Raw genomic sequence first — 12,319 nt, 5'->3', positions numbered from 1 at the left:
GTGGGAGGCGTCTTTTCGGATGTTGAACACGATCGGGTACGAGGGTCCGATCTCGGTGGAGTGGGAGGACGCCGGGATGGATCGTCTGGTGGGTGCTCCGGAGGCGCTGGAGTTCGTGCGTCGTCTGGCGTTCGACCCGCCCTCGGCTGCGTTCGACGCCGCCTTCTCCACCACCTCCTGAGGCCGCTGACACCTGTCATGACGCTCGTGCTCGGGGTCGACTCCTCGACCCAGTCGACCAAGGCCGTGCTCGTCGACGCCGTCGACGGCACGGTGGTCGACGCCCGGTCGGCGTCGCACCCGCCTGGCACGGAGGTCGACCCGCGGGCGTGGCTGGCGGCCTACGACCAGGCCGCCGGCCCGCTCGTCGACCGGGCGGAGGCCGTCTCGGTCGCCGCTCAGCAGCACGGCATGGTCGCGCTCGACGCCGACGGCGTCCCGGTGCGCGACGCCCTGCTGTGGAACGACCCGCGCTCGGCGTCGGCCGCGGCCGACCTGGTCGCCGAGCACGGCGGCGGGCAGGCCTGCGCCGAGGCGGTGGGCAGCGTGGTGGTCGCCTCGTTCACCGCGGCCAAGGTGCGATGGCTGCGCGACCACGAGCCCGAGGCCGCCGCCCGGGTCGCGCAGGTCCTCCTGCCCCACGACTACGTGTCCGCCCACGCCGCGGCGCCGGGCACTCCGGCCTTCACCGACCGCGGTGACGCCTCCTGCACCGGCTACTACGACGCCGCCAACGCGACGTGGCGACCCGACCTGCTCGCCGACGCGCTCGGCCACGAGGCCGCCGTGCCCGAGGTCGTGGCCGGGGGAGCCGTGGCCGCCTCGACCGAGCGCGGTGCCGTGCTCGCAGCGGGCACGGGCGACAACATGGGCGGCGCGCTCGGCGTGGCGCTCGCGCCCGGCGACGTGCTGGTCTCCATCGGCACCAGCGGCGTGGTCTCCGTCGTCAGCCCCGACGCCGTGGCCGACGGCAGCGGCACTATCACCGGCTTCGCCGATGCCGAGTCCGGCTACCTGCCGATGTGCTCGACGATCAACGCCGCCGGGGTCCTCGACCTGCAGGCGCGCTGGCTCGGCGTCGACCACGGCGAGCTGTCACACCTGGCGCTGCAGGCCCCGCCCGGCTCGGGCGGCCTGACGCTGCTGCCCTACTACGGCGGCGAGCGCACGCCCTACCGGCCCGACGCCGTCGGGTCCTGGCACGGGCTCACCCCGGCCACCACCCGGGCCGATCTCGCCCGCGCCGCCTTCGAGGCGTTGCTGTGCTCGCTCGCCCACGCGCTCGACCGGCTCTCGGTGACCACCGGTACGACACCGGCTCGGCTGCTGCTCGTCGGCGGCGCGACCCGCAGCCCCGCGCTGCGAGCGCTGGCGCCCGCGATCCTCGACCACCCCGTGGCGCTGCCGGCGCCGGGGGAGTACGTCGCGCTCGGCGCGGCCCGGCAGGCCGCCTGGGCGCTGCGCGGCACCCCCTCACCCCCCGTGTGGCCCGGTCAGGGCCTCGACGACCTCCCCGCCCCCACCGACGCCGAGCGCGAGGCCGCTGCCGGCGTCCGAGCGGCCTACGCGAGACTGCGTGATGGCTGACCACGCCGCACCACGACCTCCGTCGCGCCGACGGGCCCGTGGCCCGGCGAGCCGGCACCACCGCAGCGGCCGCACGCCCGCCCACCCGGACCACACACTGGGTGGAGGTCGAGCGACCGGCCCCCGGGACCTCGACCCGCCCGACGCGCGGGCGCGCCCGACGGCTCGACCAGCGACAGCACCACACACCACCGGAAGGATCTGAGATGAAGAGCACCAAGAGCAGCACCGGCGTGTGGTTCGTGGGCGCGCGAGGCTCGGTGGCGACCACCGCGGTCGTCGGCGCGCTCGGGGTCCGTCACGGCCTGGCGCCGACCACCGGCCTCGTCACCGAGCTGCCCGAGCTCGACCCCGACGGCCTGCCCGGCCTCGACGGTCTCGTCTTCGGCGGCCACGACGTGAGCCCGCGGAGCCTGACCAAGAAGGCCGAGGCACTCGCCGACGACGGCGTGGTGCCGGCCGTGCTGGTCGCGGCCGTCGGCGCCGAGCTCGCCGCGATCGACGACGACGTCCGGCACGGCTACGACCCCGCCGAGGAGTCGGTGGCCGAGGCCGTCGAGCGGCTCGCCGCCGACATCGCCGGCTTCCGCGAGCGCCACGACCTCGAGCGCGTCGTCGTCGTCGACGTCGCCAGCACGCAGCCACCCGCGCAGGACCCCGAGAGCCTCCGCACGCTCGACGACGACCTGCCGGTCGGCGCGGTCTACGCGCTGGCCGCGTTCGCCGCCGGCGCTCCCTACGTCACCTTCACCCCGAGCCCGTGCCTGCGACTGCCCGTCGTGATCGAGGCGGCCGAGCGCAGCGGCCTGCCCTACGCCGGCTGCGACGGCAAGACCGGCGAGACCCTGTTCAAGTCGGCGCTCGCCCCCATGTTCGCCAGCCGCAACCTCGCGCTGCGGTCGTGGGCCTCGTTCAACCTGCTCGGCGGTGGCGACGGTGCCACCCTGGCCGACCCGGTCACCGCGCGCAGCAAGACCGACACCAAGCGCAGCGGCCTCGACGCCATCGCCGGCCACGCCGTCCCCGGCCCGATGCACATCGACCAGGTCGAGGAGCTCGGCGAGTGGAAGACCGCCTGGGACCACGTGCTCTTCGACGGCTTCCTCGGCACCCGCATGACGATGCAGATCACCTGGCAGGGCTGCGACTCCGCGCTCGCGGCACCGCTGGTCCTCGACCTCGTGCGGCTCACCGCCGCGGCGCACGCCGCCGGGCGTTCGGGCGCGCTGTCCGAGCTCGGGTTCTTCTTCAAGGACCCGATCGGCGGCACCGAGCACCGGCTCGCCGAGCAGTGGCGCGAGCTGGTCACGTGGCGACGGGGGCTCGACGCGTGAACAGTCGCGACCTGGCCGAGCTCGTCCGTCTCCCGGCGGCGCTCACCGTGCCCGGCGACGTGTGGGCCGGCTCGGCCTTCGCGGGCCAGGCCCCGCTCACCGGCGCCGGCGCGATGCCGCTCGGCTCGGTGCTCCTCTACTGGTCGGGCATGGCGCTCAACGACTGGGCCGACCGCGAGGTCGACGCCGTCGAGCGGCCCGAGCGCGTCATCCCGTCGGGCCGCATGACGGCGTCGACGGCCCTCGGCGTCGCCGCCGGGCTCGGCGCGGCCGGTCTCGCCGTCAGCGCCCTGGCCGGTGGACGACGCGCGCTCCGGGTGAGCGTGCCCCTCGCGGTGCTCGTCGCCGCCTACGACCTCGTCGCCAAGGACTCGCCCGCCGGCCCGGCCGTGATGGCGTCCACGCGCGGCCTCGACGTGCTGCTCGGTGCGGCTGCCGCACCGGGTGCGGCCGTCGTCCCGGCCGTCGCCACGGCCACGCACACGGCCGGCGTCACGCTGCTGAGCCGCGGCGAGGTGCACGGGGCCCGCCCGGCCACGGCCGTCGCCGCCATCGGCACCACGGCGGCCGCCGCCGCCATGGTCGTCGGCAGCACGGTCCGCGACGCCGGCGCGCGCCCCCGCGACCGGTGGGCGGCGTCCGCGCTCGCCGCGGCCTACGTGGCCAAGGTGGGTGGGGCCCAGGCCCGCGCCGCCGCCGATCCCAGTGGCGCGCAGGTGCGTGCCGCCACCGGTGCCGGCATCGGCGGCCTCACGCTGCTGCAGGCCTCGTGGCTGGCCGCGCGCGGCCGGTTCGCCGCGGCCGCTGTCGTCGTCGGAGCAGGCCCGGTGCTCCGTCGTGCTGCGAGGAAGGTGAGCCCCACATGAGTACCTCCGGACTCCGTCTGGGCTACGGCCTCAACGGCTTCGCCGGGCACCGCCTGGCCGACGCCTGCGCCGTCGTGGCCTCGCTCGGCTACGAGGGCGTCGGCCTGACGCTCGACCAGCCGCACCTCGACCCGTTCGGCGACCTGCCCTCGCAGATCGCCCACGCCCGCCGGTGCCTCGACTCGCACGGGCTCGCCTCCGTCGTCGAGACCGGCTCGCGCTACGTGCTCGACCCGTTCCACAAGCACGAGCCGACGCTGGTCAGCGACGACGGCCGCGAGCGCCGGGTCGAGCTGTTGCGCCGCGCCGTCCGCATCGCGCACGAGCTCGGGTCCGAGGCGATGTCGTGCTGGTCGGGCACCGCCCCGGCCGGTGTCGGCGCCGCCGTCCTGTGGCGCCGGGTGGTCAACGGGCTCGGTCCCGTGCTCGACGAGGCCGCCGACCTCGGCGTCACCGTGTGCGTCGAGCCCGAGCCCGGCATGTTCCTGGCCACGCTCGACGACGTGCTCGCGCTGCGCGAGCGACTCGGCAACCCCGAGCACCTGCGCATCACGCTCGACCTCGGCCACCTGGTCTGCAACGAGCCGCGCACGCCCGGCGAGACCGTGCGCCGTGCGGCTCCACTGCTCGGCAACGTGCAGGTCGACGACATGGTGCGCGACGTGCACGAGCACCTCGAGCTCGGCACCGGCGAGCTCGACCTCGACGACGTCTTCGGCGCCCTGGTCGCCGCGGGCTACGAGGGCCTGGCCTGCATCGAGCTGCCCCGGCACTCGCACGCCGCACCCGCCACCGCCCGCTCGAGCATGGTCGCGATGCGCGACTCGCTCGATCGCGTCACCGCCGCGGGGGTGGGCCGATGATCGCCGTCCGGCTGCTCGTGCCGCCCGCCGCCCTGCGCACCGCGCTGGGTCCTGACGCCGCCGGCGCCCTCGACGAGATGGCCTCGACGCTGGCCGCCTCGCCCGACCGCCTCGGCCGGCTGTTCCCGGCCGCGGCCCGCCGCACCTCCCGGGGGCCGCTCGACGGCACCGCCCACCGCGCCGAGGACGCCGTCCGGGTCGAGCTGGTCGCCGCCGCGGCGTCCGCGATCGACGGTGCGGCGCTGCTCGCCGAGCTGCGCGAGGTCTACCGCTACGGCGACGCCGACGAGAAGCGCGCGGTGCTGCTCGCGCTCGGCGGCATCGACGCGCGGTCCGTCGACGCCTCCGACCTCCTGCTCGACGCGCTGCGCACCAACGACGTGCGGCTGGTCGCCGCGGCGATGGGCCCGCACGCCGCGCGGCTGTCCACCCACGACTGGCGCCACGGCGTGCTCAAGTGCCTGTTCACCGGGGTCCCGCTCACCGAGGTCGCCGACCTCGACACCCGTGCCGACGACGAGCTCGTCGCCATGGTGCGGCGCTTCGCCAACGAGCGCGCCGCCGCCGGGCGGCCGGTGCCCGCCGACGCCACCGTCCTCCTCTCCACCTCGTCCTCGGAGGCCTGATCCACGTGAGAATCTTCGACCCGCACATCCACATGACGTCGCGCACCACCGACGACTACGAGCGCATGTACGCCGCCGGCGTCCGCGCGCTCGTCGAGCCGGCCTTCTGGCTCGGCCAGCCGCGCACCAACGTCGGCTCGTTCACCGACTACTTCGACGCCCTCGTCGGCTGGGAGCGCTTCCGGGCCGGGCAGTTCGGCATCGCCCACCACTGCACGATCGCGCTCAACCCCAAGGAGGCCAACGACCCGCGCTGCACCGACGTCCTCGACGTGCTGCCGCGCTACCTGGCCAAGGACGGCGTCGTCGCCGTCGGCGAGATCGGCTTCGACTCGATGACCGAGGCCGAGGAGCACGCGTTCACCCGCCAGCTCGAGCTCGCCGTCGAGTTCGAGCTGCCCGCGATGGTGCACACGCCCCACCGCGACAAGGAGGGCGGCACCCGCCGCACCCTCGAGCTGTGCGAGGCCTCGGGCATCGAGGCCGGCATGGTCGTCGTCGACCACCTCAACGAGCTGACCGTCGGCCCCGTCGACGAGGCCGGGTGCTGGATGGGCTTCTCGATCTACCCCGACACCAAGATGGACCCGCACCGCATGGTCGCGATCCTGCAGCAGCGCGGCAGCCTCGACCGGGTGCTGGTCAACTCCGCAGCCGACTGGGGCCGCAGCGACCCGCTGCTCACCCGCGCCACCGGCGAGGCCATGCTCGCTGCCGGCTTCTCCGACGACGACGTCGACCGCGTCCTGTGGCGCAACCCGATCGAGTTCTTCGGCCAGAGCGGCCGCCTGATGCTCGACGAGATGTCCGGCGAGATCGAGCTGACGGCGACCTTCGAGGGCAACTCGATCCTGCGAGGGGCCCGGGCGTCGTCGTGAGGCTGCGTCACCCCGACGGCACCGTCGTCCACCTCGGCTACGGCACGAACGTGCTGCCGGCCGAGGACGTCGACGGGCTCGTCGAGCAGGCCGTCGGCGTCGGCGGCCGCATCCGCTCGGTGCTCGGCGTCGATCGCGTCGGTCTCGGCCTGTGGCTGCCGGCCGACGCCGCACACCGGCTCGACGCCGACCCGGCCGCCGTCCGCGAGGTGCGGGCACGGCTGGCCGACCACGGCGTCGAGATCGTCACCGTCAACGCCTTCCCGTACGCCGCCTTCCAGCAGGCCGTGGTCAAGCACGCCGTCTACCACCCCACGTGGGCCGAGCGCGAGCGGCTCGACTACACGCTCGCCGCGGCCCGGGTGCTCGCCGGCCTGCTGCCCGACGACCTGGCCGACGACGGCCACGGGTCGATCTCCACGCTGCCCCTCGCGTGGCAGACGCCGTGGACGCCGTCCGACCAGGCGACGGCCGAGGGCCACCTCGCCGAGCTCGCCGACGGTCTCGCCAAGCTCGAGGCCGACACCGCCCGCCGCATCGTCGTGGGCATCGAGCCCGAGCCGGGCTGCGTCATCGAGACCGTCGAGCAGGCCGTCGTGCACCTCGACGCCGTCGACCGCGAGCGCATCGGCATCTGCCTCGACCTGTGCCACCTCGCCGTCGGCTTCGACGACGCCGCGCGCGCCGTCCGGCTGCTCGACGACGCGGGGCTGCAGATCGTGAAGTCGCAGCCGGCGGCGGCGCTCGTGGTCGACGACCCGGCCGACGCCGGCACGCGAGCGGCGCTCGCGTCGTACGCCGAGGACCGCTTCCTGCACCAGGTGCGCCAGGAGCGCGGGGGAGCGGTCGCCGCGCGCGACGACCTGCCGCAGGCCCTCGACGGTGACGACGCCCTCGACACCGACGCCCCCTGGCGCGTGCACTTCCACGTGCCGGTGCACGCCGACCCGCAGCCGCCGCTGCGCACCGCGCGCGCCGACCTGCAGGCCTCGCTCGCCGCGCTGCTCGGCGGCCCCACGGCCCGCGTGGCCCACCTCGAGGTCGAGACCTACACCTGGTCGGTGCTGCCCGGCGGCGCACCGTCCGACGCCGACGCCCTGGCCGACCAGCTCGCCGCCGAGCTCGCGTGGGTGCACGCCGAGCTCGTCGGCCTCGGCCTCACCCCGCTCTAAGGAGACACCACCCATGGACAAGCTGCTCGTGGTCGACGTCGTCGGCCTCACCCCCTCGCTGCTGAAGCACATGCCGCGGCTCCAGAAGCTCGCCGCCGGCGGCTCGCAGGCGGTGCTCGACACCGTGCTGCCCGCCGTCACCTGCAGCGTGCAGTCGACGCTGCTCACCGGGCTCACCCCGGCCGAGCACGGCATCGTCGGCAACGGCTGGTACTTCCGCGACCTCGGCGAGGTCCTCCTCTGGCGCCAGCACAACAAGCTGGTGCAAGGCGAGAAGGTCTGGGAGACAGTCCGTCGCACGAAGTCCGACTACAAGGTCGCCAACGTGTGCTGGTGGTACGCCATGGGCGCCACCACCGACTGGACCGTGACCCCGCGCCCCATCTACTACGCCGACGGCAAGAAGGCGCCCGACTGCTACACGCGCCCGCCCGAGCTGCACGACGAGCTCGTCGGCGAGCTCGGCGCGTTCCCGCTCTTCCAGTACTGGGGCCCGACGGCCTCGATCAAGTCGTCGGAGTGGATCGTCGCCGCCGCCCGCAAGCTGCTGCCGAAGGCCGACCTCACGCTCGCCTACCTGCCACACCTCGACTACGACCTCCAGCGCTTCGGCCCCGACGCCGAGGAGTCGCGACAGGCCGCACGCGACGTCGACGCGGCCCTCGCACCGTTGCTCGACGACGCCGAGCGGCTCGGCGCGCGCGTCGTTGTCCTCTCCGAGTACGGCATCACGAAGGCCGACACCCCGGTCGACGTCAACCGCATGCTGCGTGACCAGGGCCTGCTCGAGGTCTACACGCAGGACGGCATGGAGTACCTCGACCCCTGGGTGTCGCGGGCCTTCGCCGTCGCCGACCACCAGGTCGCGCACGTCTACGTCGACGACGCCGCCGACCTCGAGCGCGTGCGCGAGCTCTGCGCGGCGCTGCCCGGGGTCGAGCAGGTGCTCGACCGCGCCGGCCAGGCCGAGGTCGGCCTCGACCACGAGCGTGCCGGCGAGCTGGTGCTGGTCGCCGAGCCGACCGCCTGGTTCACCTACTACTACTGGGACGACGACGACCGCGCGCCCGACTTCGCCCGCGGCGTCGACATCCACCGCAAGCCCGGCTACGACCCGGCCGAGCTCTTCCTCGACCCCGACGACCCGCTCGTCAAGGCCAAGGCCGCGTTCACGCTGGCCCGCAAGTTCGCCGGTCTGCGCTACGCGATGAAGGTGATCCCGCTCGACCCCGCGCCCGTGAGCGGCACCCACGGCCGGCTGCCCGACCGCGACGACGACGCACCCGTGCTGATCTGCGACCGGGCCGGCGCGGTCGGCGACCGCATCGCGGCCACCGACGTGCGCAACCTGCTGCTGCGACTCGTCGGCGTCGACGCCGCGACCGACGAGGCGGCCCGGGACGCCGGGACCCCGGTGTCCTGATGGACGTCGACAGCCTGCTCGAGCGCGTCCGCGAAGGGCTCCGCACGCCGCCCTCGTGCGGCGTGCCGGCGGTCGACGCCGTCGTGGCCGACGCGTTGGTGCCGGGCAAGCTGTTGCGGCCCGACCTCGTCGTCCGCAGTGCTGCCGCCGCCGCGTCCGCCGAGCCGGCAGCGGACCCCGACGTCGACGACCGCGTCGTGGCCGGGGCCACGGCCGTCGAGCTGTTGCACGTCGCGACCCTCGTGCACGACGACATCATCGACACCGCGCCCACCCGGCGCGGCCGCCCGTCCGTGGTGGCGCGCGCCGGCACCGCGACCGCGATCGTCGTCGGCGACCTCCTGCTGGCCCGGGGGGCCGCGGCCGCCGAGTCGGCCGGGGCGGGCGCCGCCTGGGCGCGGGCGTTGGAGTGCATGGCCGCCGGCCAGCTGCGCGAGGCCGCGCTCGCCGATGCGCCGTCGGTCGCGGCCCACGCCGAGTACGCGACGCTCAAGACCGCCGAGCTGTTCCGGTCGAGCGCCGAGATCGGTGCGCTCGCCGTCGGTGCCCCGCCCGACGTCGTCGAGGCGCACGGCCGGTTCGGTCTGCACTTCGGCATCGCCTTCCAGCACCTCGACGACCTCCTCGACACCGTCGGCGACCCCCTCCGCATGGGCAAGCCGGTCGGCCTCGACGCGGCCAACGGCGTCCCGACCGCCGTGGCCCTGCTCGACGACCCGGTCTCCGCCGTCGCCGACCTGCTCGTCGGCGAAGTCGCCGCGGCGCGCGCCGTCCTGCCGGGCTCGCCGCTCAGCGACTGGGCCACCGCCTCGCTGCGACGCGCCCTCGACCTCTCCCTCGACGACGCCGGCCGGGCGCGCACCGCCGGTCTGGTGGAGGCGCTCGCCGGCCTGTGAGGAAGGTCCGCGCCGCCGCCGGCGTTGCCCCCACGTGAGGCTCTCCCTGCTCGACCGCTCCCGCACCCGCGCCGGACAGACCGACGCCGAGGCGATCGCGGCGACCGTGGCGCGGGGCGTGCGGGCCGACGAGATCGGCTACGACCGCTTCTGGGTGGCCGAGCACCACGCGGTGCCCGGCATCGCGACCAGCGCGCCCAGCACGCTGCTCGCCGCGCTCGGCGCCCGCACGTCACGCATCCGGCTCGGCTCGGGCGGGGTGATGCTGCCGCTGCACCAGCCCCTCGTCGTCGCGGAGCAGTTCCTCCTGCTCGAGGCGCTGCACCCCGGGCGCATCGACCTCGGCCTCGGGCGGTCGCTCGGCTTCACGCCGCCGGTCCGGCGGGCCCTGCGGCGTGAGGAGCAGGACGCCGACGACTTCGAGCACGACCTGCGCGAGCTGCGCAGCTTCCTCGAGGGGACGAGCGAGGTGACGCCTCGCCCGGCGGTGGCGGGCGTCGTCCCGATGCACGTGCTGGCGATCGGCGGCGGCGTCGACGTCGCCGCGCGGCTCGGCCTGCCGGTGGCGCTCGGCGGGGGCGACCTGCTCTCCGACGAGGTCGCCGAGCGGCTCGCGGCCTACCGCCGGACCTTCCGCCCCTGGCGGGGCAGCACGCCGTGGGTGACCGTCTCGCTCGACGTCATGGTCGCCGACGACGACGCCACGGCTCGCGAGCTCGCGCTGCCCGAGGCGTGGGCGATGGCCCAGTCGAGACGCACCGGCGTCTTCCCGCCGCTCGAGGCGGTCAAGGTCATCCGCGACCAGGACTGGCCCGCCCAGGTGCGCACCCGCGTGGAGGCCTCGCTCGACCGGGCCGTCGCGGGTGGCGTCGACCGGGTGCGACGGCGCCTCGAGCAGCTCGCCGAGCGCACCGGGGCCGACGAGCTGCTGGCCAGCACCTCGACCTACGACGTCGACGCGCTGGCGGAGTCGGACAGTGCCCTGCGCACCCTCCTCGCCTGAGCCGACTGGAGGCCGACCAGGGCGGGTACTCGTTCGAACACGTGTTCTATCGTGGACGGGTGGCGGCAGAGATGGAGCGGCACTCGACGCCGGCGTCGACCGACCGTGCCCTCGTGAAGGCCGAGCACGTCTGGGTGTGCGTCACCGGCACGTGGGGCGACGCCTCGTGTCCCGGCCTGCTGCTGGAGTGGCGCACCACCCGCGACGGGCGGTGGGAGGGGCTCGTCGTCTGGGTGCTCCGCTACTCCGGCGGCTGGGACCTCCGCCAGGGCTGGATGCGCGCCGAGCACCTGCGTCGGCGGGGCTGAGGTCCGGGGCCGCGCTCAGGTCCGCTCGTACTCGGTGATCACGACTCCCGACTCGTACGGCGTCACGGCCGTGCGGGTGAACGAGCGCGGCACGTACGGTCCGTCGAACAGGGCCGGGCCGTCGCCGAGCACGATCGGGTTGACCTTGAGCACGAGGCGGTCGATCTCGTCGGCCACGGCAGCGGCGAGCTTGCCGCCGCCGCACAGCCAGACGCCGACGCCGTCCTGTTGCTTGAGCCGGCGTACCTCGGCCACGGGATCGGTCGTGCTGCGCACTCCGGCGGGGAACGGGTGGTCGGCGTGCTTGCGGGTGACGACGACCTGGTCGAGGTGCGGGTACGGGTCGACGACGCCGTGCTGGAACCCGGCGGCGTAGGTGGCCCAACCCATGACCACTGCGTCGAACCGTGAGTTGTCGGCCTCGATGCCCAGGGACTGGAGGCCTGGCGCCGGGAGGGTGTCGCGCCAGTCGCGCAGGATCATGTCGATGTGGTCGCCGACGACCGGGATGGCGGAGAAGTCGTCGTCCGGCCCGGAGATGCGACCGTCGAGGGTGGCCGCCACGTAGTAGGTGAGCGTGCGCATGCTGTGCTCCAATCACGACAGATGTAGTGCTTCCCTGACGGTACGACAGTTGTAGTGGTTGGCGCTACTCTGTAGTTGTGGTCAGGAACGACGAGCGACGACGCGCTCTGGCCGACGCCGGCATCGCGGTGCTCGCCGACGCCGGCGCGCGTGGCCTCACTCACCGGGCCGTCGACCGACACGCCAAGGTGCCCGTCGGTACGACCTCGAACTACTTTCGGTCGCGCGACGACCTGCTCCAGGCGCTCATCGCGCGCATCGGTGAGCGCCTCGCCCCCGACCCGGAGGTGCTCGCGCGCCTGTCCCGTCGCAAGCCGGGCAAGGCGCTGTACGCCGACTACCTGCGTGACATCGTGCGCCGCCTGTCGCGCGAGCACGACGTCACGCTCGCGCTCTTCGAGCTGCGTCTCGAGACGGCCCGCAACCCGGAGGTGGAGGAGGTGATCGGCGGCTGGCTCCGCGCGGGGTTCGCCGGCGACGTCGCGTTCAACGCCGAGGCCGGGCTGCCCGGCGGGGCGCGCGAGATCGCCCTGTTCCACTACGCGATTGACGGTCTCCTGCTCGACCGCCTCACGACGTCGATCGACGTCACCACGTCGACCGACGCCGTCATCGACGCCCTGGTCGAGGGGTTGCTGCCCGGCCAGGGGTGAGCGGGCTCAGTCCTTGATCTCGCAGATGGTCTGGCCGTTGGTGAGGGTGGCGCCGGTTTGGGCGGTGAGGCCGGTGATGGTGCCGTTCTTGTGGGCTTTGAGGGGTTGTTCCATCTTCATGGCTT

At 74.5% G+C, this 12,319-nt stretch carries 13 protein-coding genes and 2 pseudogenes; 13 read left to right on the top strand and 2 right to left on the bottom strand.

The features are described 5' to 3' along the window. From ABFT23_RS22500 to ABFT23_RS22445, 12 genes and pseudogenes are all read left to right on the top strand, one after another. Positions 1 to 181 (top strand): annotated as a pseudogene (locus tag ABFT23_RS22500) (sugar phosphate isomerase/epimerase); the annotation flags it as partial. A gap of 17 nt (positions 182 to 198) precedes the next feature. Next, on the top strand, positions 199 to 1,587 hold the full coding sequence (locus tag ABFT23_RS22495) for an FGGY family carbohydrate kinase (protein WP_347899284.1): 1,389 nt from the start codon (positions 199 to 201) through the stop codon (positions 1,585 to 1,587). A 206-nt stretch (positions 1,588 to 1,793) separates the two neighbouring features. After that, positions 1,794 to 2,921: an inositol-3-phosphate synthase gene (locus tag ABFT23_RS22490; protein WP_347899283.1), complete on the top strand. Its 1,128-nt coding sequence runs from the start codon at positions 1,794 to 1,796 to the stop codon at positions 2,919 to 2,921. Then, on the top strand, positions 2,918 to 3,787 hold the full coding sequence (locus ABFT23_RS22485; RefSeq protein WP_347899282.1) for an SCO3242 family prenyltransferase: 870 nt from the start codon (positions 2,918 to 2,920) through the stop codon (positions 3,785 to 3,787). Before ABFT23_RS22490 ends, ABFT23_RS22485 begins: the two co-directional genes overlap by 4 nt. After that, positions 3,784 to 4,650 carry a sugar phosphate isomerase/epimerase family protein gene (locus ABFT23_RS22480; protein ID WP_347899281.1) on the top strand — a complete coding sequence of 289 codons (867 nt, stop codon included), beginning with the start codon at positions 3,784 to 3,786 and terminating at the stop codon, positions 4,648 to 4,650. Before ABFT23_RS22485 ends, ABFT23_RS22480 begins: the two co-directional genes overlap by 4 nt. Further along, positions 4,647 to 5,276 carry an EboA domain-containing protein gene (locus ABFT23_RS22475; RefSeq protein WP_347899280.1) on the top strand — a complete coding sequence of 210 codons (630 nt, stop codon included), beginning with the start codon at positions 4,647 to 4,649 and terminating at the stop codon, positions 5,274 to 5,276. The genes ABFT23_RS22480 and ABFT23_RS22475 overlap by 4 nt, the downstream gene beginning before the upstream one ends. Before the next feature lie 5 nt (positions 5,277 to 5,281). Beyond that, a complete protein-coding gene (locus ABFT23_RS22470) occupies positions 5,282 to 6,154 on the top strand; it encodes a TatD family hydrolase (protein ID WP_347899279.1) in 873 nt (290 codons plus the stop codon). Next, positions 6,151 to 7,326, top strand: a complete 1,176-nt coding sequence (eboE, locus tag ABFT23_RS22465; RefSeq protein ID WP_347899278.1) for a metabolite traffic protein EboE — start codon at positions 6,151 to 6,153, stop codon at positions 7,324 to 7,326. Before ABFT23_RS22470 ends, eboE begins: the two co-directional genes overlap by 4 nt. Before the next feature lie 13 nt (positions 7,327 to 7,339). Then, the gene (locus ABFT23_RS22460) at positions 7,340 to 8,749 is read left to right on the top strand and encodes an alkaline phosphatase family protein (RefSeq protein ID WP_347899277.1); all 1,410 of its coding nucleotides are present in this window, start codon (positions 7,340 to 7,342) and stop codon (positions 8,747 to 8,749) included. Next, positions 8,749 to 9,444 (top strand): annotated as a pseudogene (locus ABFT23_RS22455) (polyprenyl synthetase family protein); the annotation flags it as partial. The gene ABFT23_RS22460 and the pseudogene ABFT23_RS22455, both read left to right, overlap by 1 nt. Before the next feature lie 235 nt (positions 9,445 to 9,679). Continuing rightward, a complete protein-coding gene (locus ABFT23_RS22450) occupies positions 9,680 to 10,648 on the top strand; it encodes an MsnO8 family LLM class oxidoreductase (protein WP_347899275.1) in 969 nt (322 codons plus the stop codon). Positions 10,649 to 10,707: 59 nt separating this feature from the next. Next, the gene (locus ABFT23_RS22445; RefSeq protein ID WP_347899274.1) at positions 10,708 to 10,956 is read left to right on the top strand and encodes a hypothetical protein; all 249 of its coding nucleotides are present in this window, start codon (positions 10,708 to 10,710) and stop codon (positions 10,954 to 10,956) included. 15 nt (positions 10,957 to 10,971) lie between these two features. Here the strand turns inward: ABFT23_RS22445 and ABFT23_RS22440 are convergent, their stop codons facing one another. Further along, positions 10,972 to 11,541: a dihydrofolate reductase family protein gene (locus tag ABFT23_RS22440; RefSeq protein ID WP_347899273.1), complete on the bottom strand. Its 570-nt coding sequence runs from the start codon at positions 11,539 to 11,541 to the stop codon at positions 10,972 to 10,974. 77 nt (positions 11,542 to 11,618) lie between these two features. On the opposite strand from ABFT23_RS22440, the gene ABFT23_RS22435 reads away from it, so the two are divergent. Beyond that, complete coding sequence (locus ABFT23_RS22435; protein ID WP_347899272.1) at positions 11,619 to 12,194, top strand: TetR/AcrR family transcriptional regulator; 576 nt, start codon at positions 11,619 to 11,621, stop codon at positions 12,192 to 12,194. Positions 12,195 to 12,200: 6 nt separating this feature from the next. Here ABFT23_RS22435 and ABFT23_RS22430 read toward each other — a convergent pair whose 3' ends face one another. After that, positions 12,201 to 12,308: a hypothetical protein gene (locus ABFT23_RS22430; protein WP_347899285.1), complete on the bottom strand. Its 108-nt coding sequence runs from the start codon at positions 12,306 to 12,308 to the stop codon at positions 12,201 to 12,203. Between the last annotated feature and the right edge of the window lie 11 nt (positions 12,309 to 12,319).

Source organism: Nocardioides secundeburneus, assembly GCF_039939255.1.
Classification (GTDB): domain Bacteria; phylum Actinomycetota; class Actinomycetes; order Propionibacteriales; family Nocardioidaceae; genus Nocardioides.
This window is presented reverse-complemented; position numbering and strand designations above follow the sequence as displayed.